Source organism: Fibrobacter sp. UWH6 (assembly GCF_900142465.1).
Taxonomy (GTDB): Bacteria; Fibrobacterota; Fibrobacteria; order Fibrobacterales; family Fibrobacteraceae; genus Fibrobacter.
Map to the genome: position 1 here is coordinate 36,571 of NZ_FRAX01000012.1, position 26,008 is coordinate 62,578.

The 26,008-nt window shown below is 48.6% G+C and carries 26 protein-coding genes and 1 pseudogene; 5 read left to right on the forward strand and 22 right to left on the reverse strand.

Annotated features, from left to right (window positions below; all coding sequences use genetic code 11):
* Positions 1–7 precede the first annotated feature (7 nt).
* Positions 8–1,231: a signal peptidase I gene (lepB, locus tag BUB73_RS10745; RefSeq protein WP_175552211.1), complete on the forward strand. Its 1,224-nt coding sequence runs from the start codon at positions 8–10 to the stop codon at positions 1,229–1,231.
* Positions 1,232–1,374: 143 nt separating this feature from the next.
* Here the strand turns inward: lepB and BUB73_RS10750 are convergent, their stop codons facing one another.
* Positions 1,375–3,228 (reverse strand): DUF1015 family protein, encoded by a 1,854-nt coding sequence (locus BUB73_RS10750; RefSeq protein ID WP_073285667.1) that lies wholly within the window; start codon positions 3,226–3,228, stop codon positions 1,375–1,377.
* A gap of 39 nt (positions 3,229–3,267) precedes the next feature.
* On the opposite strand from BUB73_RS10750, the gene greA reads away from it, so the two are divergent.
* Together greA and BUB73_RS10760 are read left to right on the forward strand one after the other, a co-directional pair.
* Complete coding sequence (gene greA, locus BUB73_RS10755) at positions 3,268–3,735, forward strand: transcription elongation factor GreA (protein WP_073161331.1); 468 nt, start codon at positions 3,268–3,270, stop codon at positions 3,733–3,735.
* Between the two features lie 121 nt (positions 3,736–3,856).
* Positions 3,857–4,747 carry a TatD family hydrolase gene (locus tag BUB73_RS10760; protein WP_073285670.1) on the forward strand — a complete coding sequence of 297 codons (891 nt, stop codon included), beginning with the start codon at positions 3,857–3,859 and terminating at the stop codon, positions 4,745–4,747.
* A 9-nt stretch (positions 4,748–4,756) separates the two neighbouring features.
* Here BUB73_RS10760 and BUB73_RS10765 read toward each other — a convergent pair whose 3' ends face one another.
* Positions 4,757–6,724 (reverse strand): putative bifunctional diguanylate cyclase/phosphodiesterase, encoded by a 1,968-nt coding sequence (locus BUB73_RS10765; protein WP_073285673.1) that lies wholly within the window; start codon positions 6,722–6,724, stop codon positions 4,757–4,759.
* Positions 6,725–7,083: 359 nt separating this feature from the next.
* On the opposite strand from BUB73_RS10765, the pseudogene BUB73_RS18015 reads away from it, so the two are divergent.
* Positions 7,084–7,314: pseudogene (locus BUB73_RS18015) on the forward strand (Arm DNA-binding domain-containing protein); the annotation flags it as partial.
* 63 nt (positions 7,315–7,377) lie between these two features.
* Positions 7,378–8,160 (forward strand): site-specific integrase, encoded by a 783-nt coding sequence (locus BUB73_RS10770; protein WP_249269367.1) that lies wholly within the window; start codon positions 7,378–7,380, stop codon positions 8,158–8,160.
* A gap of 133 nt (positions 8,161–8,293) precedes the next feature.
* On the opposite strand, the gene BUB73_RS10775 is transcribed toward BUB73_RS10770, so the two are convergent.
* From BUB73_RS10775 to BUB73_RS10870, 20 genes are all read right to left on the reverse strand, one after another.
* Positions 8,294–8,716 carry a D-Ala-D-Ala carboxypeptidase family metallohydrolase gene (locus BUB73_RS10775; protein ID WP_073236212.1) on the reverse strand — a complete coding sequence of 141 codons (423 nt, stop codon included), beginning with the start codon at positions 8,714–8,716 and terminating at the stop codon, positions 8,294–8,296.
* Entirely contained in the window at positions 8,713–9,201 is a 489-nt protein-coding gene (locus tag BUB73_RS10780; protein ID WP_088658822.1) for a hypothetical protein, read from the reverse strand. Before BUB73_RS10780 ends, BUB73_RS10775 begins: the two co-directional genes overlap by 4 nt.
* A gap of 78 nt (positions 9,202–9,279) precedes the next feature.
* On the reverse strand, positions 9,280–9,564 hold the full coding sequence (locus BUB73_RS10785) for a hypothetical protein (protein WP_073236218.1): 285 nt from the start codon (positions 9,562–9,564) through the stop codon (positions 9,280–9,282).
* Positions 9,565–9,596: 32 nt separating this feature from the next.
* Complete coding sequence (locus BUB73_RS10790; RefSeq protein WP_073285682.1) at positions 9,597–10,412, reverse strand: hypothetical protein; 816 nt, start codon at positions 10,410–10,412, stop codon at positions 9,597–9,599.
* 11 nt (positions 10,413–10,423) lie between these two features.
* Positions 10,424–13,789 (reverse strand): collagen-like protein, encoded by a 3,366-nt coding sequence (locus BUB73_RS17890; protein ID WP_139259193.1) that lies wholly within the window; start codon positions 13,787–13,789, stop codon positions 10,424–10,426.
* A 17-nt stretch (positions 13,790–13,806) separates the two neighbouring features.
* Complete coding sequence (locus BUB73_RS10800; RefSeq protein ID WP_073285688.1) at positions 13,807–14,760, reverse strand: hypothetical protein; 954 nt, start codon at positions 14,758–14,760, stop codon at positions 13,807–13,809.
* 11 nt (positions 14,761–14,771) lie between these two features.
* Positions 14,772–15,671: a DUF2313 domain-containing protein gene (locus BUB73_RS10805; protein WP_073285691.1), complete on the reverse strand. Its 900-nt coding sequence runs from the start codon at positions 15,669–15,671 to the stop codon at positions 14,772–14,774.
* Positions 15,671–16,855 (reverse strand): baseplate J/gp47 family protein, encoded by a 1,185-nt coding sequence (locus tag BUB73_RS10810; RefSeq protein WP_073285694.1) that lies wholly within the window; start codon positions 16,853–16,855, stop codon positions 15,671–15,673. The genes BUB73_RS10805 and BUB73_RS10810 overlap by 1 nt, the downstream gene beginning before the upstream one ends.
* On the reverse strand, positions 16,845–17,297 hold the full coding sequence (locus tag BUB73_RS10815; RefSeq protein WP_073285697.1) for a phage GP46 family protein: 453 nt from the start codon (positions 17,295–17,297) through the stop codon (positions 16,845–16,847). Before BUB73_RS10815 ends, BUB73_RS10810 begins: the two co-directional genes overlap by 11 nt.
* Positions 17,298–17,350: 53 nt before the next feature.
* A complete protein-coding gene (locus BUB73_RS10820; protein WP_073285700.1) occupies positions 17,351–17,902 on the reverse strand; it encodes a phage baseplate assembly protein domain-containing protein in 552 nt (183 codons plus the stop codon).
* The gene (locus BUB73_RS10825) at positions 17,899–18,948 is read right to left on the reverse strand and encodes a phage baseplate assembly protein (protein WP_073285702.1); all 1,050 of its coding nucleotides are present in this window, start codon (positions 18,946–18,948) and stop codon (positions 17,899–17,901) included. Before BUB73_RS10825 ends, BUB73_RS10820 begins: the two co-directional genes overlap by 4 nt.
* Complete coding sequence (locus BUB73_RS10830) at positions 18,945–20,174, reverse strand: DNA circularization N-terminal domain-containing protein (RefSeq protein ID WP_083539750.1); 1,230 nt, start codon at positions 20,172–20,174, stop codon at positions 18,945–18,947. The genes BUB73_RS10825 and BUB73_RS10830 overlap by 4 nt, the downstream gene beginning before the upstream one ends.
* Positions 20,171–21,778, reverse strand: a complete 1,608-nt coding sequence (locus tag BUB73_RS10835) for a phage tail tape measure protein (RefSeq protein WP_139259194.1) — start codon at positions 21,776–21,778, stop codon at positions 20,171–20,173. Before BUB73_RS10835 ends, BUB73_RS10830 begins: the two co-directional genes overlap by 4 nt.
* 54 nt (positions 21,779–21,832) lie before the next feature.
* Complete coding sequence (locus BUB73_RS10840) at positions 21,833–22,252, reverse strand: hypothetical protein (RefSeq protein WP_170932310.1); 420 nt, start codon at positions 22,250–22,252, stop codon at positions 21,833–21,835.
* A gap of 310 nt (positions 22,253–22,562) precedes the next feature.
* Positions 22,563–22,814 carry a phage tail assembly protein gene (locus BUB73_RS10845; protein WP_073285713.1) on the reverse strand — a complete coding sequence of 84 codons (252 nt, stop codon included), beginning with the start codon at positions 22,812–22,814 and terminating at the stop codon, positions 22,563–22,565.
* Between the two features lie 171 nt (positions 22,815–22,985).
* Positions 22,986–23,360 (reverse strand): phage tail tube protein, encoded by a 375-nt coding sequence (locus BUB73_RS10850; RefSeq protein WP_073285716.1) that lies wholly within the window; start codon positions 23,358–23,360, stop codon positions 22,986–22,988.
* Positions 23,361–23,371: 11 nt separating this feature from the next.
* On the reverse strand, positions 23,372–24,880 hold the full coding sequence (locus BUB73_RS10855; protein ID WP_073285719.1) for a hypothetical protein: 1,509 nt from the start codon (positions 24,878–24,880) through the stop codon (positions 23,372–23,374).
* The gene (locus BUB73_RS10860; protein WP_073285723.1) at positions 24,877–25,071 is read right to left on the reverse strand and encodes a hypothetical protein; all 195 of its coding nucleotides are present in this window, start codon (positions 25,069–25,071) and stop codon (positions 24,877–24,879) included. The genes BUB73_RS10855 and BUB73_RS10860 overlap by 4 nt, the downstream gene beginning before the upstream one ends.
* On the reverse strand, positions 25,068–25,664 hold the full coding sequence (locus tag BUB73_RS10865) for a hypothetical protein (RefSeq protein WP_073285726.1): 597 nt from the start codon (positions 25,662–25,664) through the stop codon (positions 25,068–25,070). The genes BUB73_RS10860 and BUB73_RS10865 overlap by 4 nt, the downstream gene beginning before the upstream one ends.
* The gene (locus BUB73_RS10870) at positions 25,661–26,005 is read right to left on the reverse strand and encodes a head-tail joining protein (protein WP_073285729.1); all 345 of its coding nucleotides are present in this window, start codon (positions 26,003–26,005) and stop codon (positions 25,661–25,663) included. The genes BUB73_RS10865 and BUB73_RS10870 overlap by 4 nt, the downstream gene beginning before the upstream one ends.
* Positions 26,006–26,008 lie beyond the last annotated feature (3 nt).

Genomic DNA, 26,008 nt, shown 5'->3' on the forward strand with positions numbered 1-26,008 from the left:
TAGGCGTTTGCAGAGGCGTAACAGCCAAAGCCACGCCTTCTTTTTGTTTTTCGTCCTGATAGCCATATTCGCGGCATCCATTTTAGCCCGATACTACGTAATCGATCCGGTGCAGATTCCCGACTCTTCCATGTTCCCTAAGTTCAAGGAACGCTCGGTTGTCTGGGTATGCAAGCTCCCCCAATGCGCATCATCTGCCAAGGAGCAGGATTACGTCCTGGCAAAGTTCTATAGCAACGTGTATATGATCCGCAGGATTATCGCCATGCCGGGCGATACAATCAGCATCTCGGACAAGGGTAAAGTCATTACGCCCCACCGCCACTTCAAATGGAAAGGCGAAGACGCATTCATCCAGACCCAATCCATCTACATTCCCAAAATCGGCGACACCCTCAGATTCGAACAACTGAACGAAGTAGAACAGGATTACCTGATTTCATACCTCCATAGCCTAGGCGAAAAAGTATTCGTCAAGACCACCTTGTGGCAAGGCGAAAGAGAAATCAATATTGACCGTGTCGGTGCAACCAAGATCGCAAACAGACAGGTCAGCCTAAAGGAAATTGACTTTCTGCCCTGGCAAGACCGTTACCTGATTGAACTCCAGATTAGACGGAGTGAACCCGGTAATTCACCAATCAAGTTAAAACGCAAACTATATAGAATAAAGCAAAAGGAACTGCCTCCTACAAATATCGCGGAACAAGACTCCCTGCAAGACTCTGTAGACATCTCCTTGACCCCACCAGGCGAAGTTGCAGTCCCAGAAATTGCCAAGGTCGATACGGCAAGCGACGAACCGCAGCCACCTCCCCCACCCGAAGAGACTGCGGAACCACTAGACGAAGTAATCATTACAAAGGACTGTTACTTCCTAGCCTGCGAAAAAGGATCCAACTGCCCCGACTCCCGTGAACTAGGTTACTTCTCTGCCGACCACATTGTGGGGCTCCACCTAAAGACCCCCGACAAGATAAAGGCGAAGTTCGTAGACCCGGCCCTCACCTACGTCAAAGCAGCAGAAGTCGTAGCCAAGGACATCTGGAGGATCGTAAAGGACTCCGCAGAAAAAGCCTACAATTTCGTGGTTGAAATCTTCAAGAGCGACGAGGCTGACGAAAGCGAAAAGGATGATGAAAGCGAAGACGCTCCCAGCAAGAAGGTCAAGAAACCTCAGCCGACTAAGCCCCGAAAGTCAGCCATCAAACGCGAAGACATGGAGCCCTAACACGAAATCCTAATCGTAGGTTCCAATCGCAAAACCAAACGCTAAATTTCAAACACTAAATTTCAAACGGAATCATTCCGATAAAAAAGAAAGGCGGCCGGTAAAACCAGCCGTCTTTCTTTATAGTCCATTCGCTTTCGGAATTAGTCCAGAGTGTGAACCAGCAGACCGTCGCGGAGCTTAGGTTCGAACCAGGTGCTCTTGGGCGGCATGATTTCGCCAGCGTCGGCGATGTTCATGAGCTGATCCAGAGTGGTCGGATACATGGCAAATGCGCAAGCGCATTCACCGCTATCGACACGCTTCACCAGTTCGCCGAGACCACGGATACCACCGACGAAGTCGATGTTCTTGGAGGTACGAGGATCATCAACGTCGAAGAGGGGCTTCAGGATGAGCTTCTGGAGGAGAGCCACGTCAAGGCTATCTACGGGGCCAAGGTTCTGGAGGTATTCAGCCTTGAAGGTGCAAGCATACCACTTGCCGCCCATGTAGAAGTTGACCTGGTTCTGCTTTGCGGGGCTCTGCATTTCAGCCAGCGGAGCAATGTCAAAGACCTTTTCCATTTCAGCCATGAGCTGTTCCGGAGTACGGCCGTTCAGAGACTTGAGAACGCGGTTGTAGTCCAAAATCTTCAGCTGGGTGCTGGGGAACAGGATAGCGAGATAGCGGTTGAATTCTTCTTCACCAGTGTAGGTGCCGGCCTTCTTGGCTTCTTCGGCACGGTAGCTAGCGGCACGAGCGCCTGCAGCACTACGGTGGTGACCGTCGGCGATGTAGCTCACGGGAACAGCTTCGAAAGCCTTGCGGATAGCGGCGATCTTGGCGTCGTCTTCGATAACCCACACAGTGTGGCCAAAGCCATCAGCTTCGGTAACGAAGTCATAGGTGGGAGCAGTCTTGATTACGTCAGCCAGCAAAGCAAACTGACCTTCGTCACGGTAGGTCAGGAACACCGGACCAGTGTTGGCGTTGGTGCCCAGAACGTGGCGGAGACGGTCTTCTTCCTTGTCTGCGCGGGTCAGTTCGTGCTTCTTGATGGTACCATTGAAATAGTCTTCTGCAGGAACGCAGCAAACCAGACCGTACTGTTCGCGGCCGTTCATGGTCTGGCGATAAATGTAAAGGCAGTCCTTCTTGTCGTGAGCGATAACGCCATCGGCAATCATCTTGTCCAGGTTTTCGCGAGCGTGGGCATAGACCTTAGGATCGTATGCATCCAGGCTGTCGTCCAGTTCCAGTTCGGAACGGGTAACGCGGAGGTAGGAGTGAGGAAGGCCCTGAGCCATTTCCTTGGCTTCAGCGCGGTTCATCACGTCGTACGGGAGAGCGGAGATGTTCTTGGCTTCGGCCGGATCAACGGGGCGCAGAGCCTTGAACGGGTAGATGTGCATCATAGGTTTCTTTCCTTTGTTGCGTGTTTCTTTGATTAAAACTTCATCTTCGGCAATCAGATTGTGAATATAGCCCGTCTTGGCGGCAAGCCACTTCTTTTTGCGGTAGCCCACCACGAAGTAGGCGATAAAGAAGAAAATAAAGCCAGTAATGGTGGCAATAATTTCGATACCCACCAGGAAGGCGAAAAGGTGACCGGAAGCGTTGTGCCACAGGTTACCCATGATCGTACCGAAATTGCTCCAGGAGACCTGTTCGAATTCCTTGAGGAAGTCAAAACTGATGGCTTCGGGCTGCACAATGGCACAGCCAAGAGCATAACCTGCCGGATAGAAAAAGCCGAACTGAGTGACCGGGTTAGCCACAAAATCTGCGATGACACCGGGAACCTTGGGCAACTTGAACAAGGCGCAAGTAGCCACAGTCATAATGATGGCAACGCCAAAGGTGGGACTCACACCAATAAACACACCCACAAATACAGACCAGGCCACTTCCAGAGCATCGTGACGCCTCGGGAACATTCTATTGTAATAAATGCGGCTAAGGCGCTTATACTTGGATTCCTGACGTCTTTTGGGGATTCTATCTAAAACACTCATATGGTTTGCAAAGATAGCAATTTTTCTACATTTTTAATCATGAAACATCTGATATCGCAAGAAGGTTTTGACAAGTTCAAGGCGGAATGGGAACATTTGAAGTTCGTGGAACGCCCCGCCATGATCAACCAGGTCCAGGCAGCCGCTGCCGAAGGTGACCGTAGCGAAAATGCAGCCTACACTTATGGCCGTATGCGAGTCCGCGAAATCGACCGCCGCCTCCGCGAACTGGATCGAATCCTGGACGGTGCCCAGGTGGTTGCCGCCCCCGCCTCTGACGACGGCTCCATCAGATTCGGCGCTACCGTCAAGATGAAAGATATCAAGACCAAGCGCGAACGCATCTACAGCATTGTAGGCGAAAAGGAAATCAACCCGCTGGAAGGCAAGATCAGTATGAAGTCACCCGTCGGCGAAGCCCTCATGGGAAAGAAGCAAGGCGAACAAGTGCAAGTACAGGCCCCCAAAGGCCTAATCACCTACGAAATCGTGGAAGTAAGTTATTAAGTATTGAAGCCGGTCGCTTCGCGCCCTCTGAGGTTCGATGCGGAAACCCCTCAAACCTCAAAGCATCCGAAGGATGCGCCCTCTCACCTCAAAGCGGCAACGCCGCGACCTCGTACCTGTTATGTTTATCGATTCTCATTGCCATTTGGATGCTTACGAGGAATATTCTGGCGAAACGCTGGATGCACTTTTTGCCCGCCTGCAGGCCGCAACGGATGCCGCACGCTTAAATTCAACCAACTCCGCCGCCTTCCCCATTCCCGACCTCAGTAGCCAAAAAAGCTGGAGCAGCTCCAAGTCCAACACGCCCGACCCTAACATACGCATGCCCGAAGCATTCATCCACGTGGCCTGCGACCCCAAGGATCTAGACAAAGGCGTCGAGCTTATCGAAAAATACAGTTTCGTATACGGCGCATTCGGAATCCACCCGGAATACGTCAGCGTCACCACTCCCGACGACGAAGCCCGCATTGCAGGCCTCCTGAAGCACCCCAAGTGCGTCGCCTGTGGCGAAATCGGCCTCGACTACCATTACGGTGCCGACAAAAAAATCGACCAGTGCAAACTCTTTGAACGTCAGCTGTCTATCGGCATAGACTCCGGCAAGCCCCTGGTATTCCACCTCCGCGAAGCCGACGAAGACGCCCTGGCCATTCTCCGTAACGCAAACCTGCACGACCGCAACATCCACGTACATTGCTTTACGGGTTCTCCCGAATTCGTCGAAGAACTTCTGTCCCTAGACGCAAACGTGTTCATCGGATTTACCGGGATCGTCACCTTCAAGAGTGCCCAGAACGTCCGTGACGCCGCCATGCTGGTCCCCTACAACCAGATCCTGCTAGAAACAGATTCCCCCTACATGGCCCCCGTGCCCCACCGCGGAAAGACCTGCCATTCCGGATTCATTCCCTACACCGCCCAGATGCTTTCGGACATCAAAAAAATACCTGTAGATGAACTCTACAGGCAATGTCGCGAAAATACTCGCCAGTGTTACGGAATCTAGGCTGAAAGTCTACGGCTTGTAGTGCTGTTCCAGATAAGCCAGGGCCTCACCCGTAGTCAAAGGCTTGCTGAAATAGAAACCTTGAATCAGGCGGCATCCCTCTTCCTTCAAGAAGTTCAGCTGTTCTTCGGTTTCGACACCTTCGGCCACCAGGTCCAAACCCAGCGACTTAGAAATACCGATTACCATTCGGGCGAACGTGGCGTCTTCCTCGTTTTCGGTCATATGATCGATAAAGGACTTATCCATCTTCAGCGTATGAATCGGATAGCGCTTTAAGTAAGAGAGGGAGCTGTAACCCGTACCAAAATCGTCAATGGAAATCTGCAACCCCATATTCGACAGGGCGCGCATGATCTCGATGGTCTTTTCGGCCTCGCACATGGCGGTATATTCGGTAATTTCCAGCTTCAGGTTACGGGGATGGAGCTGAGTCTCGATAAGCACTCGCTTGATGTCATCCACCATGTTATCAAGGGCAAACTGTTTAGCCGAGAAGTTAACAGCAACCTGAATGTCCTTGTAGCCCATGTCCACCCACTGCTTAGCCTGCTTGCAGGCCATGCGCAAAATCTGGGCGCCCATAGGAATAATCAAGCCCGTTTCTTCGGCAATGGGAATAAACTCGGCCGGCGAGACAATCCCCTTTTCTTCTTGCTGCCAGCGAACCAGAGCTTCAAAGGCCACCACCTTGTCCTTCGCACCGGTATCTACAATGGGCTGGTACATCAAGATAAATTCGCTATCCTGAATGGCACGGCGGATTTCAAATTCCAGCTTATAGAGCCTCATGGCCTTTTCGCGGATGCGGCCACTAAAGAACTGGATATCGCCGTGGTTAACGCCCTTCTTCATTTCGCGGAGGCTGGCCGTCGCATTGGCAAGAATATCTTCGACGCAATCCACGTCGCGGTTCAGGGCTACCGCCATAGACACGCTGATATAAAGTTCGCGGCCATCGATCTGAATAGGCATCTTTACCGCATTATGAATGCGGCGTACAATTGGCAGAACATCATCATCGCTATCGGTACTGCGGATGCCGTGCAAAATAAGAGCAAACACGTCGGGGCCAATGCGGGCGATGGAGTCGTTGCTGCGGCACTGGGCCTTAAGACGTTCCGACATGACACGCAAGACGTTGTCGCCTACGTTAATAGAGAACGACGTATTGATCGCACCAAAACTATCGATATCCAGGAGGGCCACCGCAAAAATATAATTGGGATTCTGGTGGGCCATGTCCACGTCTACCTTGAGCTTTTCCAAGAAGAACTTGCGGTTGTAGACACCCGTCAGAGCGTCCTGGTAGACATAATAATAGTTCTGCTTTTCTGCGGCAAAACGATCCAGTTCCTCGGTCAGGGAACCGATCACACGAATGGGCCTCCCCTCTTCGTTCTTCTGCACATGTCCAGAAATCTGCAGACGGTGCTCCCTGGAAACCGCATTCTGGAGTGAAATCTTGATATTGAAGTTTTCGCAGCGTTCCAGGGCGCCATTCAAGGCTTCGCGGAAATTTTCCCAGTCGTTTTCGACAATACGGGTTCGCATCACGTCGAAGGTATCGTCCACATTGACCATTTCGGCCATGAGCAGCTTAAGAGCCTTCTGGGACCAGTAAACCTTTCCGCTAACCACGTCGAACGTCCAAAAACCGTTGGCAGAAACGTCTACCATCATCTGGAACAGTTCGTCGCGTTCCAGCAAATCTCGCTGAAGATCTCGGGGCGGGTAAGAAGTTATGGTTGGCGGCGGCACGATATTCACATCGTTGCGCATCTTCTTGCGGTTACCCACGATGGGGAACTTATAAGTGAATGCCACCAGGAACAGGAAAAAGACCGACAGCACGTAAGGTACCACCAAAAACACGTTATGGATACTGCGTACCAGCTCCGGTATAAACACAGCAAAGAAAATTCCTGCAAAAATCAGCAGGAAACGAACGATCTTCTTTTCATCGAAAAGCCGCATTTAAACCAAATCCCGTTTATCCAAATTCCAAAACCATATAACTGAACAAAAAATATAACTTTTCTTTTACAAAAATACATCTGACTTACAAAAAACATTCAACAAAGCCAGAATAAGGCCTCAAACAGGCCCATTATACGCAAAAAATCCGTAGCATTCCCGCTACGGATCTTTTTATAGTGCCAGAGGGACTCTTTCCGCTACATTATCACAAAAAATTTACTAACTGAATCAAACCTAGTATTTAACAGCATTTACAAAACTTTTTTAAATTCAGTTAAACGCAGTTAATAACGTCTATCTATCTTTTCGGTCACGATTTCGTCACGATTACTTTTAGGTCACGGAGATAGTGCAATATGTCAAGGTCACGTTCAACAAGTTCAAGGGTCACCGTTTTCCAGAAACCGGACGCAAAGTCCGAGCGCATCCCGCTTTGGATTAATTACACGGTCGACGGCAAACGGCATCGCGAAAGCCTAAACCTGTTCCTGGTCAAGAACCCTAAAACCAGCGCCCAAAAGATAGCAAACCAGAACACCCTAAAGCTCGCCGAAGCAGTCGCCCGGAAGAAATCCGAGGAACTGGACATGGCGGACAAGGGTATACAAATCAGGACCGAGAACGAGCACATCTCTCTGATAGACTACACCATGGGGACAACACAACATTCCACCAACCAGGAATGGGTTCAAAGTCGAAAGAATTTCTGTGCCATGGTCCGTGAATTCCGTCCAGATACCCGCGTCGTCGACGTCAATAGATCATGGTTTGCCGAATTCGTCAAGTTTCTATTCGGCAAGGGTCACAAAACGAACACCGTCTGTGGACGAGTCAACATTCTTAAGGCTGTATTGCATCGAGCCGAACTGGACAACATCATTAGTCACCGACCGGACTTTTCCGGACTGACTCCAAAGCCGGAACCTGGCCACAGATGTTTTCTCACTATCGAAGAACTGAGGGCTATGGCGGCAGTAGAATTTCCGGACAGGCTTAAGAACCCATTCATGTTCGCGTGCTTTACTGGATTGAGGCTTAATGACGTACGGACACTCAAATGGTCCGACATAGACAACGGATGGATAGTCCTCCGTCAGCACAAGACAAGCGAGTTCGTCAGGATTCCCATCAGTCCAAATGCGGCACGATTTATGCCCGAAAAGACCGGTGATAGAGTATTTATAGACTTCCCCACTTGTGAGACATGGTACGGCAAGAAGATAAAGCAATGGGCTAAACTTGCCGGCATCGAGAAGAACGTGTCATTTCACGTCAGTAGACATACTTTTGCGACAATCAGCCTGGATAACGGAGCGGACTTGTTCACCATCAGCAAGCTGCTGGGACATACCAAGATCACGACAACGCAGATTTACACCAAGGCCCTCGACAAAGGACGTCAAAGGGCTGTAAACGCGATCCCGAAACTCTAGCGTTTATTCCACGGAGTAGGTCCTTGATATCGAGAACCAAAGACGCAGCTTATGCATATCCGGCAATAAGAATGGATACAACGATGGCAAAGTTTATCTGCTGCATCATGTTTCGCCGAGATTTCTTCACGAGTCATTTGATTAGCACCTGGTTCCTCGGTTTTGACGAAAGGCCAACGTGGATAAAACGTATCGGAGAATTAAAGTCTCCAGCGGTCTTGTGATAGCTTATAAGTTGATCAATAACTCCAATTTTTTTGACAAGCACGGAATAAAGCGCCCTGTTGGTCAATTCCTTCCCATTCCAGGCGCATATATCAGCTGCAAGGCCACGAAGGTGAGCCGAAGTAGCTACACCGCCTACAGCCTTGTTTACGGACTCTGAACGAAATGCGCAATTCACCCTAATGGCGACTCCGCCAAGTGCAGAACGAACCTTCTCAAGGAACAAACCCAGGTCACGGAGATTTTCAACAGCGTCCCAATCCGGGACATTAGCCAAGCCAGTAGACGTAGCGGTCAACTCTTTGAAAGAAAAATGTTCAGGGAAATTCATTTTTCGCCTCCAGGAATCCACACTATTTTGCTGAACAGGTGCATCTGATCATTGTCGTTTCTCTTGCCCCAATGCAGAAGGTACACAAGAGGTATGCGAACCGCGCGGTCAACAATCCCGGCCTCATAACGTTTGAATCCAGCCTCCCTCATTGCACCGCGGATATAGTCATTGGCCTCGCTGAAGGTAATCTTGCGCTTCAGCCCTTCAACATAGCCACCGTGTGCAAAAAAAAGGTCGTGCCCAAGGCCACAACAGTCCTTCTTGTCGTTGCCGTAAAATCTCTTAATCGGCCAGCCAAGCTTGTTTGACGCTCCGTTGTAACGGCATCCGGAATACACAAAGAACCATAAACATCCATCTTCGCCGTCAATGGCACACCGAGCACAGAAAGAAAAATTATCGAAGGCAGTTCTTACTTCTTTCTTGTCTGGATCCGAAAATCGGAACTTTTCGATAATCTCAGTTGATTTAACCTTCATCATCTTCGTCATCTCCTTTTAGTGCTGTCGCCACGATTGCCACGGCACCGGCTATCGCTAGCATTATGATGTAGTCTCCATTCATTTCGTCACCACCAGCTTACCGTCAATCAGCAGTTTGATTTGAGTTGTTTGTTCAATCAATGCTTTTTCAATCCGATCCAGCCTATCGCTAAGTTTTTCGGTATTGGCATCAAGCCGAGCTTCCAGCCTTGCAATGTCGACAGCCTGCGACTGGATAGCCTTAGCGTTTATCTGGGCGGTATAAAAGCCGTATCCACCGAGCAGAAGAGCTACGATGGACACGGCAGGGAAGAGGCCGTATTTGGATGCTGCTGTTCCTATTAATTCAAGTAGCTTTGTCATAAGTCACCATTGCAGTAATATTTGTTTACAAGCTATGTGCCCTTGGCGGACATGTATACAGCCAATATCTCAATCGCAAGCGAGGAGTTCTCCTTGGTGTAACTCACGGCAAACCCGTTACCTACGGGCGTATTGTAACCGCTGCTCCCGTAGTTATGTCCGCCCTTGATTAGGTAGTAGACGTGTGACGTGTCCCCCTCAACAGTGAAGCTGTTCAAATTCGTATTTCCAGAGGCAGCCTGTGGGTACTTATAGGTCGCAATTATCATCCCGTCTGTAATGTTGTCATAATATTCCGAGTAGTAATCGAAGGAGTAGCTCGAGGCAGCACTGGATACACGCACTATCATTGCGTTGCTATAGGCTACCCCGTTCTTGAATGCCGTGTTGCTGCTTGATATGTTACTTATGTGTGCCGTATTGCCAGATGCGAGTTTGCCTCCCATAGTGTTGTCGGTATATGTGCTTGATGGGAACGTCATGCCCACGAATACTTGCGGTTGGACAGAATATCCAGCACTAGCGTACTTCATCGTCCAACTCTGCTTCGTCCCGCCCTTATACACGGTTGCTGTGTTGTCAGTTGTTGACGAGGACTTGGACACGGCAAAAATGTTGCCCGTATTACTCCCCGATACGGACACACCCATGCGACCGGCTGAATCTGCATTTTTTGTAGATATGATGACCATAGGTGGTGATTCATCACTTGTTTCCCAGGCGAACATGTTCCTTCCGACCAACGGGTAGAAATAGTAATGGTCCTTGTCCGCTACCTTGTAGCACCTAGGGTAGCCCTGGCTCGTCAAGTACATAAATGCGCCATTGGTGAATACGTTGTTAGCCATTGATGCGCCTCCTACTGAATGAAGTAGATTGTGTTGGAAGCAGTGCCCAGGGCGCTACCTACAACGATGTGCTTGCCGTCTACCGCGTCGGCATCTTTGGCGTAGCTGACAGCGACCCCCCTGTAGTTACCCCCGGTTGTCTGGATGTTACTCGTAATGTCGACATAGGTACCCGTCAGGCTGGCTGTAAGTACAGCAGTGGACGTGGAACCAGCAACAGCAAGCTGGTTGGCCGTGGATGCGATGGTCGCAATGGATGCCGTGTCAGCCGTGGATGCGTTGCCCAGGAACTGGTTGTTGCCCGCACGGGACTTGATTACCCACCCATACCCCCAGGCGTATATCCCGTTGTAAGTATTATCACCACTTGCCTCGCCCAGGAACCCGTAGCTGCCCAGGGCACCTGATATATACATACGGGCTTTGTCATCGCTACTGGCAGTCGCCTCAATGGTGCCACCCACTGTCAACGCTCCAGTCATCGTGTCGCCAGACTTGGCAACAAAGTTGGATGGGCTCGGAATGTCTGAGGTCAATGCGAGTGTACCGCCATTGTTAGGTAAGGTAAACTCACGTTCAGCTGTGTATCCATCTTGAGGGCGTAAGTATGCATGGCAGCTAGTACCCTTGGACTGCATACGCACTCTGGCTCTTCGCACACCCGTAGACTTGATTGCGAGCATATTGCCGTTATTGTCATCACTGACGATATTGAAAAAATCGTATGTATACTTGAGATTACCATCGCTATCTCTTGAAACGATGGTACCAGTACCGACACTCTGCGATACCTTGCTTGCGGTCCCGTTCAACGTGCCGTTGAATGTCACGTTGTTATTGGTGTCAGCATTGAATGCCCACTTTCCGTTGGTGTCCGTTCCGTGTGCTGATAGCCATACACCTCTAGTATTGCCGTTGTTGCTTGAGGCCAAGGTGATTGAGCCTGACTTGCCCTGTGCAACAAGCTGTGCTTGACCATTAGTGTTGCTGATGTTGATGCTCTGGCTGAATGTGTTTGTACCAGTGAAGGTATTGTTTCCATCAAGTGTAGCTACAGAACCGAGTCCGAGATTAGTCCTCGCACCCTCTACCGTATTGGCACCTGTGCCGCCATTGGCAAGAGGAAGTATGCCAGAGACACCGGGCTTGATATTAGAAGAACCATCAAACGATACTGGTGCGGTAGAACCAAGGTTAGTCTGCACGGTACGGGCGGTGGCAAGTTTGTCAGTACTGTATGCATGTAATCCTTGATATACTCGTTGTGTTTCTGGATACCAGAAGTATAACTCACTGATGCCCCACCTATTAGAACTTTCATTTGCCTTATATATGGTTATGCGTATTTTAATGAATGTTCCGCTTCGCATAACTCCTGTGTATGGATTGGTGGTGTTACTCCCGAAGGGAATGAATAAATTTGCTGTATCCCCACCAGGGTTATTTTGTCCGTTATAACTAGTGGAGCTAAAATCAGCGATAGTTACCCACTCATTTCTAGACAGATATGTGTCGTATAGCTCCACTTTGAACTTGAGGGGTTCCCAATATCTACAAGTCCAACCGAAGGCTGAGAACACTTGACAGTGTTCAGTGACAACACTGCTTGCATCAATGGTCAATATAAGAGGATCATCAGGGTCGATAGAAGGACCATATACGGGGGTAACTTTACCGTCTAGCAATGCCTTAATAGACTCAGCACTTACCTGCCCACTGCCACTTTGGGTTATAGTAACACCTCGTTCATTACCATTAAGCAGTACATTGTACTCGTTACCAATTACGGATGATCGGGAACTCGGGAAATAACCATATAGTGGGGATGTCATTCTGCCCCCATCATTTCTCACATAAGTGCTGTCCCCCTTGCCCTTGATGTAGGACCACAAATTAGATGCAGTACGGCCCTCAATCTTAGTATTATCATTATTGCCTACAAGGATGGCGGTGGAATCGCTAAATCCAGATGAAGTAGGCTTGAACCCGTCAAACTTAGTTCCGAGCGCAGCATTCACCACCTTGTTCTGCACAGGGTTTGTGCTGGTGTCGGACATGGAGGTGTCCACGATACCTTCCCAAGTACCTTTATCACCCTTGTCTCCCTTCTCGCCCTTTTCACCTTGTATGCCTTGGTCACCCTTATGACCTTGAGGACCGGTTGCACCAGTATCTCCTTTATCGCCTTTGGGACCTTGAATACCTTGATCACCCTTTGCACCTTGTATGCCTTGGATGCCTTGGATGCCCTGGGGTCCCTTGATGTTAACAGTGGCAGGTGCGGTACTCGTGCTGCTCTGTGTCCAGCTGATGTCACCATTGGCTGCCACGGTGGGTAGCCATGTCTTGCCATCGTCGCCCTTGCTGCCCTTGGTGCCGTTCTTGACATTGAATGTGGCAGTACTCCCATCCGCCTTGGTGAAGGTGAAGGTATTGGTGCCACCGTCTGTCGTAGATGTCGCAGTCTGGCTGCCACCCGTCAGGTAGTCGGTCGGCATGTCAGTGATGTCGGTAGTTGCATGTGTGTGGGACTTGTCCGCCTTGTCGTTCCACCCGTTCACGCTCATGGTGCCGTCCGTGCCGACACTGACCTTGCCCGTGGCCGTGCTTGACTTGACCACGCCAGTCATGTTTGCCGTTGCGATATCATCGAACTCCACGAAGTTGCTCAGATCAAGCTCTGCGGCCATACGGTCCCAGTAGGACTTGTGCTGCACAGGGTCGTCAACCCAGGCGACATTATCACCCACAGATACGGACATGGGCTTGCCGTCTTCGCCATTGGTAATCTCGCCCGCCTCGTTGATGTTGTACACATCTCCATTGGACGGGCTTGTGAGACCGTTAACATACGATGCGGCCACACTTCCACGATACTTGTAGGTACCCGTCACGGCACTGTCCACATAGTCCTTGATGCCGTTGGAGGTGACAGGGTTGCTACTGTGCTCGGTCGGTGTTGTATCAAAAGTCAAACAATCCTGTTTCCCAGACAGCATGACATCAACGCTATTCAACAAATTCCTAACAGCGCTATTAAGTTCGTCATCCGTAGCATAGCCCGATAGATCCAGATGTAGGAACTGCGTCCACTGAGCACCATCATATCGCACAAGATCGCCGGCCTGCACATTAAGCACGGAACCATCTGGATTTCGGATGGAACCAGAATCCTTTACAGTCCAAATATCACCATCTGACATATCCTCAAGGAGGCTGATTTCACGGCAAGTAGCAGAGCCGAGCACACGAATCGAAGACCCACGCTTGATAGCCTTTGCGATTGGATCCGCGAAATTTTCGATAGCCTTATTACGAGAAGATTCGTCTTTAAGGGACAAATTGTCATTGCCGGCCTTAATTAGACCATCTACCAATTCTTTTTCCCAATCCATTAAAGCACCCTACGCCAAGTTCCTTTGAAGCGAATAAAATGAAGTACATCACCAGCAAACACAGTCAATCCCCACGCATCGTTAGTCTGGTCTTCACCAGTCCCATTACGGACGAAGATTTGCTGGCCATCATTCCGTAAGCCGGAGCAGTAAGTATCAATAACACCTACAGACGGATAAAAAAGATCCGTGTACGTTCTTGCTTCGATCAATCTGGATAAAAGAACATCCGCGCGAAGCTCGCCACAGGCGATCACTTGGCCCGTTGCATCAATACCACCACAATAACCCTCAGCATAATCCTTGAAAATCATTAGTCCTCTAACGGTAATCCCATTCAAAGAACTTTCCATCATACATGATGTACCAGACTTCAGCCTGAAATCGTCACAAGTCAATTTACCGCCAACAAAAACGGGTCCTTGGACTTGACAAGGACCAGACGCATACACAGAACTCAGTTTAAGTACGCCTTCGGTTCCGTCAGGATTAACGATAGATATGGTTCCATCAGAATTAACAATGATTTTATGAGTCCCAAAATCAACACAAGCTGTCTTTACACTACCATATCCAACCTTAGTCGAGCCATCTCTACCTTTTATTTCAACGCCGTCAGAAGACACATTGACGGTCAAACCCCCACGAGGACTTTTGAAATCAAGACCTTCAGAACTCAAAACAGATTCAAACCCTTCATCGGACCGCAAACAAACAGCCCCCTGATTTTGATTCTGAAATACAGAAGCAATAATAATCTTAAGAAACGATTTATACACCTGGCCATCATCATCATTGGACAGAGTAATGCCTGCAGACTCGACAACTTTGACGAGTTCACGCTGGATGGTATTGAACCAGGAGGCGTTCAGGCGGGTAGCCTTGATGCTAGCCGCAGCATTACCATCAACGAATTCATTGCCAACCGCAGTATCTGTATCAATCTTATGCATAATCTTTCCCCTTACTTATACAGGTAAATGAATTTGACGTGAGCTAGCTTGTCAAAGTCGATTGCGCTTTCAAAATTTTCGTTCCACCAAAACGACAGGTAATCATCGCAAGCCGAATTGCAGTCAAAGAAAGTCTGCTCGATTTCGCTATCATGAATTTCTATCATGACGTACATATAGGCGTCTTCGCCAAGATCTTTGACCCAATCCGGGAAACGGTTGGGCTGCTTCCAGTATTCAACGACTTCGGCATTCAAGCCAAACAGATCAATGATGTTCTGGAAATGAGGAACAGTGCTTCCGCTTCTGGCTCTCGCAATGCGATAGATTTCCGCTTTCGCCTTCTTCTTGTCATCATCGTCTTTAAATTCAAGACCTTTTCTGGGCAAGCCCAATTCGTCATTCCAGGTGGCAACCGCCTTGGTACAAGCCGGAGAGGAATTCACGAGCAAATCGGCAAGGGAATCCCAAACATTGCTTATTCCAGCCGCTACGGACTCCAGCAGTTTCTGCCAATTCGTTTTTTCGGAATCAACGCTAGTCCACTTGAAATTCCAGATGAAACCACGCGGCAAAAGCCCCTTGAGCATCTGGGCAAATTTGGCGATATCTTCTTTCTTCGAAGTCTCTTGATCACCGCGAGAAGGGAAACGATTGACCGGCATCAAGTCCCTGGAAAGAACAATCATCGGAATCTCTATGGATTCGTCACCCAATCTGACAGAAACCGTATAAGTTCCTTCTGCAGGAACAGAGAACACAATCCTGGAATCCTCAACTTCAATCAGGTTCCTTTCGCTGCGTTCACCATCTTTAACGACTTCCACAGAGCATTGAGACGTAAAGCCAACTCCCCAAAGAGTGGCTTCACAGCCTTCAAACGCAATAATCTTGTCTACCGTAACAATCATTATTCACCACTAGACAAATTGATTTGAGATTCACCAATACCAAACCCGACAACTTCTGCAATAGAGTAGTCCACGGAATTTTCAGGAACACCCAAATTCAATTCAAAGACTTTCACAGACTGAGCCACTCCACCCACATATTTCTGTACAGATCCGATAGAGAATTTTTCAGCGCTAGAATTTGCCAGCACGTAAACACGCACATCATCGAAACCTATTCGGCTGTCGGGCCCATACTGTTGCAACACGGACCTCAGGGCATTTCGAACGGATTCCTGGACAGCATCGTTAAACGGGGCTACGGTAGCGTTAATCAAAAACTTGACAGGGGTCACGGAAATCACGCGAACATCAGCAGTTACCACACGGCGTTCAGGAGAATTGACGTATGCGCGAACTTCTTCTACCTGGTCATCATCAAGTCTTGCAGAAGAATCGTTTGCAAAATTTGCGCAGGCAACAACAACGGAATTAATTCTCGGATAATTCGGCTTTACGAAAGCCTTGGTTACAAAATTAAACCGTTCAGCCCACTGTTTGTAATCGTTGGCAGAGCCACCCTGCGGAGGATTCTGGACCCTGTTCAAAAGGCGTGTGCGGTATTCTTCAGCTGTTTCGCCCCAATATTCCACCTGACCATTGACAACAACTTCGAAGAATTTACCGCCAACAATACCAGGAGCTACAACAACAACTTCGTCATCAACTTTATCTGGAGTCGAGTCTCTAAACTGAAGCTTTGTATCTGCAGCAAGGTTCCAGGCGTTTCCGGCAACAGAAGCCACGACACGAACTTTGCCATCATTAGCAACATCAGATTCGCTGATAGAGTAATATTCGCTGCCGGTCAACGGATCAACAAAATAGGTTCCGGCCGGAATTTTTACGGATCCACTTCCGCTAACAGCCAGCTTGACATAGCCTGTAGCATAAACAGGCGGCTTGTGCGGCATGGCATATTCTGCACCAAAACCATCCAGGGCATCAATATCACAAGTCTTCACAAAGCGGTTTCGCCACACTTTTTTCTGCATAAGAACAAGCATGTAAAGGGCGGCACCAATGACACGAGCAATGACCTTCAAGACAGCCTTGCGAAGCACAGGATTTTTGCCGTCATAAAAGTTCGCGGCCAGCTGCTGTTCAACATACAGTACAAGTTCAGACAGGCTCTTAAATTCCACGGGTAGCCTCCCAATTCAGTTCGTAGGCAAAACTGGATTCACCGCCATCGGGCTTAGAAATAACAACGTCAATTACAACGAAATCGTCTTTGAAACGCGCGGAGCAATTCACGGATTTTGCAATACCGTCATCAATCATCCATTGCAGCGCTTCTTCGGATTTCTTTTCAACATCACGAAGAGTTCGCTCATCACCCTTAGAAGGCAACGATTCATAAAGATGGCTGCCAAGCGTACCTTCAGAATCCAGGGCGTCACCCCACCAACCACCACGAGCCGGTTCCAGGTTAGACACAACATTGTCCAACGAGCTTTCCCTGGCAAAAGAACCGAGAGAAAGCAGCACGGCGTTTTCAAGGCCGTCTGTAGTCAAAAGGTCCGTCGAATCAAAATCCAGATCGCAAGAACCATCTTCAAGAAGTTTCAAACGCAAATCGCTCACACTGCGAAATTACAATGTGAGCGAAAGAATTAAAGATTTTTTGACCATCTTTTTTACGGTGACGCCGGAGTAGACGTAGGACCAGCCGTAGGACCAACCGCAGACGGATGGACATGCATACTGAGATTATAACAGGGAGCGCCAACTTCCGAAAATTTTGCAGAGACTTCACTTGTCGCACGAACATTCCCATCCACAATCAGGTCATTCTTGCACTGAATTTCTTTGCCTGTTTCGCAAGCCAACACAATATTTCCATTTTCGTCAAGCAAAATGGTTTGACCATAGGGCGAATGGACAAGTACTTCGCCAGGCTTCAAGTCATTCGCCTTAGACATATCCGACCCATCTCCATGTGTAGCAATAACTACCCCATTGTCGCGGGAGCCACCCAGGAACAAGGCAATGCCGGAAACATCCCCCTTTGGGCGGGAACTGAAGCCGTACTGTTGTACAAATTCCACGTCTCGGCGCTTTTCTCCAGCCACAAGTTCAATATCGGCCTCAAGGTCCGAAGAATTGTACTTGGTTGCAAGCACCACGCAGCGGCCGATCATCAGACGCATTCGATTGAAAATCGGCTCCAGAAGGTGATCAAAATTCATCCCTTAACCGCCTTCTTGATAGAGTCCCACGGGCTTTTGGCAACAGTCTTCTTTTTCTTCGTTTCAGGCTGCGGCAAATAAACGTCCGGAGAAACCAGAACCAGGTCCGTGGTTTCGCCACCGTCTCCCCAACCGTATTCCACAGAAGAAACCAGCAAGTCCACAGGTTCTTCCACGCACAAATCCGGAGCAGAGAACGAACACATTATTCCGGGAGCCCAGACGCCACCTTCGTGAGACCAGCCGTGAACGGAACACCTGAATCCCATAGATTTAGCCTTGCGAATGGTATATTCCCAATAGGCTCTCGCTTTCACGCTTTCTTTCTGGGTAGCGTTAGAATCCACAATCAACAGCGGGCGGTAACGACCAACATCATTATCAGTCTTTACAGCCTTGACCTTACTCTTTGCCTTTCCGGATCCATAGACGTAGTAAGCGGAATAACGGTCGTTAATGGAGAAATCCACCGAAGCGCTCATCAGGTTTACACCCTGTTTCAGTTCAGGGCCACGCGGGCAGGCAGAAGGCTTCAGCAAGTAAATCTGTCCAAGCCCATTGGAGCAAGGAACGATTCCGCGTTCCTTGCAAAGCTTTGTCATGGTCTCCAGGGCCTTTACGCCAGGATCCACAGAGAACTTCTTGTGCTGTTTGCCTACATCAACGCCCATTTCGTTTTTGAAGAAAAGACCGAAGCGACCGCAAATGTCGGAAATAATCTGGTCCAGAGTCTTGTTCTGCCATTCCATAGGATTTTCGACGCAGCAATCGGCAATGTCGCAACTGATTTCGCTTCCAGAAACGGAGAACGTATGAGAACCAGCAGAAAACGAAGTGGAAAATTTTTCCACATAGCCCTTAATGACGGTAGTTCCATCGACTGCAATTTCCACGGAGTCACCTGGAAACAACTTGACCACATTACCAATCGGGTCGCGGGCAACCAGGTTCAATGAAAACGATGCTGCAATATGGTCCAGGGAACGGCTGATCTTTGCGCCGGTCCAGTACGAAAACTTTCTGCCATTAGCAAAGACTTCAATCATTTGGAAAGCACCTTCAAGGATTCACGGTTGATTACCATCGGGTCAAAGATTCCGTTGCGCTCGATGATTTCTTCCAGCTTGTCAAGGTTACCGTAGCAATCGTAGCAGACGGTAATGGCGTCGCGGGACGCAAGCAACGGCAAATCCACAATCACAGGCAACTTGGAAACTTCTTCGCGAATGTACTTGAGCGCCGTCGATTCCATATCGGCAAGAGCCATGTAATCGTCAACGGAATCCACCTTGTTTCGCGCACGTTCGAAAGCTGCAGCAAAGCGGTCATGAACATCATCCAATTCCTGGGAACTGGAGAAACTACACTCTACAACGCTCTTTGTGGCCATGGCTGCAGCAGACATCAACGCCATGCGGCGAACCATGTCAGACAAAGAATCAGCAACCATGGACCCACCGTCAAATTCAACAGAGTCCATCAAGACAAGAGATTCGTTGACGTAATCCACAAACCCGCCACCAAGCCCAAACGTTTCCTTGGTCATCGTGAACAAGTCCTGGAATCTTGCTGCAAAATCCCCGGGAGTCTGCAACAGTAAACCGATGTTAGAACGGATGCGGGAAATCTCATTGACAAATCCGGAAACATCGCGCATGGTCTGGCGAGCGGACTCAACAGCATCCAGGGCGGAGCTGACTGCACTAGACACAGAATTGATGGTGTTCCTCGCCTTCTGCAGAATGTTGAAATTCTGCTTGAAGCTGGAGCTGGAATCCTCAAGGGCCTTTTGGGCCTTCATTGCGGCCTGACCCTTCAGGTCAACAACAGAGCGCGCGGATTTTTTCGGATCCACTTCCGGAATAAAAGTCACTTCACCGGTGACATACTCCTGGACGGCAGTGGTATAGGTGACTGTATAAGGACCGCAGCGAACCTTGAATTTGCCGTAGTACGGATGAACCAGCTCAAAGGCACCTTCGGTATTGAAGGCTTCTTCTAGGTCAGCAAGTTTTTTGTTAACATCAGAGCCGACCAGATAGAACTTCATCGGGAACTGACGAAGAATTTTGCCCGTGTCCTCATTGACATGCTGGTTGGTAAACGGCAACGCGGCGCTTACAATGTTTCGGCCACCATTCGATGTAACTTCTTCAACCAGGAACGGAACGCCGTTGTAAGACGCGCCCACGCATTCAATTTCACCGGCGACAGTCTGGATAGTCACCTTCTCCAGAGAGTCTGCATATTCATAGCGGAAAGTTCCCATCATACAGCTCCTGCAAGGGTGTAACTACGAGACCAGTCAAAGTCGCCCTGAGGAGGCGGCGTAATGTTGGTGCCTCGCGGAACATTGTTGAAGTCCACCGCGAAACGGTTGGTGGTTACGGAATAGGACTGCTGCACAGCAGAAGCAATCTGGGAGGGAGCGGAAGTACCATTTGAAACGGCGTTCGTACCACCATTATTATCATCGTCAAACAAATTGCCCAAAACAGGAATGCTCGCAAGCAAACTCTTAACCGAGCCTATAGCCGCCTTTGCACCGACTTTAAATCCATCCCACAAATCACTAAAAGCCTGAGGCAAAGAGTCAATGAAATTAAAAATCGGACCAATAAAGATAGTCTTAAAACTATCCCAAAGACTTACGATATTAACTACAAACGCACTCACCCAATTTTTGACAGCATCGATACAATCGCTAAAGAACTGCTTGACGCCTCCCCATACATCATCGACAATAAAAGACAGGAGCATATCCCAGTTATCCCTAACCTTCATCACAACGCCACCCCATAAAGCAACAGCCGCAACGACAAGGCCAATTCCTAGCAGCACCGGACCAGAAACAAGTCCAACTATTGAAGAAATAATCGGAACAATAAACGAAAGACCAGAAACTACAGCCACTATAATAGCAGACAATTCTGGACCAAACACATCCATTACTTTCAATACAACATTTAAAATTTTTGGTATTTTGGGAAGTAAATCTTTCACGAAACCAACCATCGTCTTGGCTATTTCAGAAATACTTTCTTTCAGTTTGTCTCCTTCTTTTGACCCTAAAAAATCTTTGACTGAAACAAATAAATCCTTTAAAATAGGAAAAAGGTCAACGGCAACGGCAGCTTTCACACTTTCAAAAGATTCTGAAACATCTTGCAAAGCATCCTTAAATTCTTCAGCAGAAGACGCTGATTTATCATCGAAAGCAGCCTTGTAATTCGTCACATACTCTTTTAAGGATTCGCCACCATCCTTAAAAAGTTCGGCGATTTTTACACCACTTTTACCAAACAATTCTTGAGAAACAAATGCCTTCTGCTCGGCAGATCCAAGTCTTGTATAACCGTCTGCAATTGCAGCCAACAATTCCGTTTTACTGGAAAAATCATTGACAGAACGACCTCCAAGAATTGCGTCAAACATTTCCAACGCCTTGGCATCGCCAACTTTCGCTTTCTGAAAGTTGACATTAAGCCGAGTAAACGACTTTTCCATTTCGGAAACTTCCATTCCAGCATGCTGAGCCGCGGAACCAAAAGCCTGGTATTCTTTAGCAGATAGACCTAGCAACCTGGACGTTTTTGCAATTTTATCACCTTTAGAAGCATACTTGTCCGCAAAATCAAAAACACTTTTAATTTCACCAACAACACCTTTCACAGAAGACGTAATGTTATTAACAAGATTTCCAACAGCAGCCAAACCTTGAACCTTCTGTAATAAGCTCATTTTATTAGAAAGGCCCGTCACGGCCTCACTAGCGCCAACCGATACATTAGTTAGCTTTCCAATATCACCAACAACGGCATTCATAACACCTTTGTTGTAATTAAAACCAAGAGCAATATTTATAAGACTAGCCATGCAGTAATAATAACCGCATGGCTACTAAAATCACAAATATTTAACCATCTTTTTTTAGGAGGGCGGAATAGTGTAATTAGACCACTTAGAAGGATCCCTCGACTCTACGCTAAAAATAGTGTAAACCATAAAAACAAAGGAAGGAACCACATTCAAAACAAGAATCCATCCTGAAATTTTAAACAGTTCCAAAATTCCATTGCCAGCCAAAACAGAAAGCAGTAACCCCAGAAGCAAAGAAACAACAACAACAACCTTACTAACAAAAATACTGCCAACAGAGAATCTTTTCTCATTGCAAATCGTATAACCATAATACGGAACAAAAGAGAATATTATTACAAAAATATCATCCGTAATAACTGGAACAAGAATTCCGAGTCCGAAAAGAACCAACGGAAGAATAACACTATGGAAATCCACAGTCTTAACCACATTCACGTTATATGTCTTTTTTCCGTTTCTCATGTCCATAATATACATCTTTCCAATGACAAAATTTTACATTCTAGTAAAAATTTTGGTAAAACAACAAAGGAAGGCTATTCCAAGTTGGAACGTAGAAAGCCGGAGGATTTCTCCCCCGGCTTAGTTTGTCCCTCTCATGAAGATAATCACTTGGCGGTCTTCGGAACTTTCCCATTCACGGTCTTCGGATTTTTCCACTTCAAGAACTTCAGGGCCTGTTTCACGCTGAAGTCAAAGCCTTCTGCATCCAAGTCCATAATCTGGTCATACGGCCAATGGAAAACGCCGGCAAGAACAGCGAAGCCATCATCAAAGTTTAAGCCTCGCCATCCGCTAAAAAATTCTTAGCAATCCCCACGATTTTCCTGACATCACGGGCGTCCATATTGAGTACGGTATTTTCACTAAGGCCCGTAGCAGCAACCACCAGAGCAATCATGGCGGAACCTTCTCCCCCGGAATTGCCGATTGCCTTGGTATCACGACCCGTATAGGATTCCTTGACGGTTACGGTTTCAATCTTTTCGCCGCCCACCTTCTGAACGGGAACAATCAGCGTATAGTCCATATTTTTACTCCTTTTATGGATTGTTGAAATAAGCCGCGCCCAGGATTCGAACCTGATCCAAATGCAATCGCAATCCTCAAGCCTCTTGCAAGTGGCACCCACGACGCGCGGAGATTTGCCCCGCCTTAGCGGGGCGCTTGCCAGGTATCGCTACCCAACAAGGCGTCAGGTTTACTTCTGTTCCTTAGCCGGAGGGCCCTGGAATTCAAAGGAAACTTCGCCTTCTTCGCCACTTTCGCTCGCTACAATGCTGAAGCAGGCATGGTCCAGAACGACGGTCTTGCCGTTGGGCTTCTGCACGGTGACGGTCGCATCCTTGAGCTGCTGGAGTTCCACCAGGTCAAGACTGTTGGTATCGGTAATGGTTCCAGAAATCTTTCCGGGGTTATTGCCGACAACCTTGTAACCGTGCAGGCGACCATCGGGACCCAGAACAGGTTCGCGGGTAGGTCCACCAAGCTCAATGGTGGGCTGGCCCTTCAGGTTATAAAGGACGCCGTTCACCTTGAGTTCGAACACGCCACCAACATCATCAAAATCTGCCATCTTCGACCTCCTTAGTCAAACTGCATCTTGGACTTGCCAACGAAGAATTGTTTAATGAGATGAGCCGGAATGAGGAACTGCATTGCATACGGATCATCCTTGTCAAGCATCACCACCACATTGGCAGCAAAGTCTTCGTAGTTCTGCGCCAGGCCCTTTTCCACCCAGAACTGGTAACGGCTCAAGAGTTCTGCCTTGCCCAGTTTCGGAGTCATCACGACCTGACCTGCACCGAACTTGTTACCGTCACCGGCAAGCTTTGCGTTCGGGTACTTGGCCGACATATAGTTGTTCCAATCCCAACGAAGATAGCTGAGGGTAAGGACTGTTTCGAGCTGCAAGAATGCAGTGTCCTTGGCTCCTGCGGCATTCTTCTTATAGGTGGTCACCATACGCTTTACGATTACAGACCCGTCGTCTGCGCCGACAAGGCAGGCACAACCAGACCTGAGCAAGGAATTGTTGCCATCAAAGCCTTCGCGGTCTTCGGGCTTTGGAGCCACAATACCTGCAACGGTGTAATTGGACAAGGGGCGTGCAGGGTCGTTGAGAGCCTTGGGGGCGACACAACCAAGCAAAGCAGATGCTTTTTCAAAGCCCGGAGTCGGGGACTTCGGAAGAGCAGCAAGAACGATTTCCTGGGAATTGAGTTTTTCGCCACGCTTGGTAAAACCAGGATCATCGTCAGTGCCATCGAGGACATCATTACCGTTCAAAGAGAAGATCATGACGCCGGTCTGCTGGACGGTTGCCTTCCAACGGTAATCAAGCATTTCCTTGATGTAGTCCACATTGGTAGGTTCGTCGGAGCCGATTACGATGGCATTGAACCAGGTGCCTTCGCAAATTGCCTTGACGCCTGCGATTGCGTAAGACGGGTCAGCACCGGCACCAGCCATAGCGACCTTGGCAATAGTCAAGCCGTCGGGCAGCCTTTCACCCTGATTGTGGTTCCAGCGGATGTCAATGCCATGGCCGCAGGTGCCCTTGTTCTTGGCGGTAAGTTCCACCTTGGTCTGGGCGTTTTCCGGAACAGCGGCAGTCACAGGAAGATTGTCAATTGCATTGATGGCAGCGGCAGCCTTTGCTGCGATATTCGCAGCAGTATCACCGATGGAAACGTTAACAGCGCAAGCCTGGCCAGCGACCATCAGACGCACAACACCTGAAACATTCAACTTATCGCCATCCACAGTAAAGGTCAAGGAGCCCTTGGCGGCAGCGGCAGAAGAGTCGTCGGCAACAGGCAAAGCCCAAAGTTCGCTGAACTTGGTATTCTTGCGGAAAGCCTTCACCATCAAAGCCAGCTGGGAACCATAGCCAAATTCAGCATCGGCCTGTTCGTCGCTGCTAATTTTCACAAGAGTGCCGTTAAGGCTGCTCTTCGAACTGAGCGGCTGACCGATAATCAAGTTTTTCCACGGCAGTGCGCCGGACTTGGTAGCGTTCGAGCCGTCAAACTCCGTCATGAAAATCGGGTAAAGATTATCAGTCGGGATTTCAGAGAAAGAAATACTCATTTCTCGGTCTCCTGGTTTTGGGGTTCATTTTTGACAGAAACCTTCGTCGCGGAAACGACCTTAAGGTTTCCAGAAGCAATAAGGCGTTCAATGTAGCCGGTCACTTCCACAGTTTCGCCTTCCGGCAAAATCTTTCGATTGTGTTCCGGAATAAAAACTGGAGCGCCAACAGGCTTTACGAATTTTCTCACGATTCAATCCTCAGTTTTGTTTCAAAATCTAAAGGTTCGCCACCATCTGCAGCAACAGAATTCTTCGCGCGCAACCAATCTCTCGTTGGAGCCGTCTTGTCAACATGAATCGTAAACGAGACTTCAAAAGAAATCCTGGCAGACCCGCGGTCCGTTTCAGTTCTTTCTGGGTCAGAAAGATTGTTGGCGTAACTTCTGAGAACGCACTTGCTCACAAGACCTTCGTAAGGGCCTTTCCAGCTCTTGCAGGGGTCAACGGCAGCAATAATGGCGTTGGCAGCATTATCCAAAAAATCATTCAGGTCGGAATCGGAATCAACGCCATCCAGGTTATCTTCACCATCCATAAAGGACCTGGCATAAACATCGATATTCAAATCGGCCTTGGCATAATAAAAACGAGGGTTCGTGGCCTTGTCGTCAAAACTCACGTTTGGAATATTGACTATCACATAGGACTCTTCTTCGGGCCAGATTTTCATCAGCCTTGAAGCAGAAACGTTTGAGCCGATGCCTTCGATATCAGAATCAATAAGAGTCTGCACGACGGCATGCCTAAAGTCTTTAATACAGGTTAAAGTTCTTTCGCTCATTTCGTTTCCTTGAGTCGATAGACCACGACCCCGTCTTTTTCACTCACAAAATCAATAGCGCTAAGTTTCACAGAAGAGTGAAACGGCGTCGAGCCCAATGTAAACACGTCATTCTTGCGGGGCTTGCTTTCTGGAAGGTCGGAAACTCGCACAAACAGACGATGAACATGGGCAATCGCGCCAACATCACCAACGCTTTCGGAAGGGACCTCGGGGCTGTCGTACAGCCCCTTGATCTCGTAGTTTTCACCACCGCGAGTCAAGGTAACGATTTCACCGAATTCGTTCTCGTTAAAGAACGTCTCGGCAAGATCAGTCATGAGGTCATCCTTGAAAGACATTGT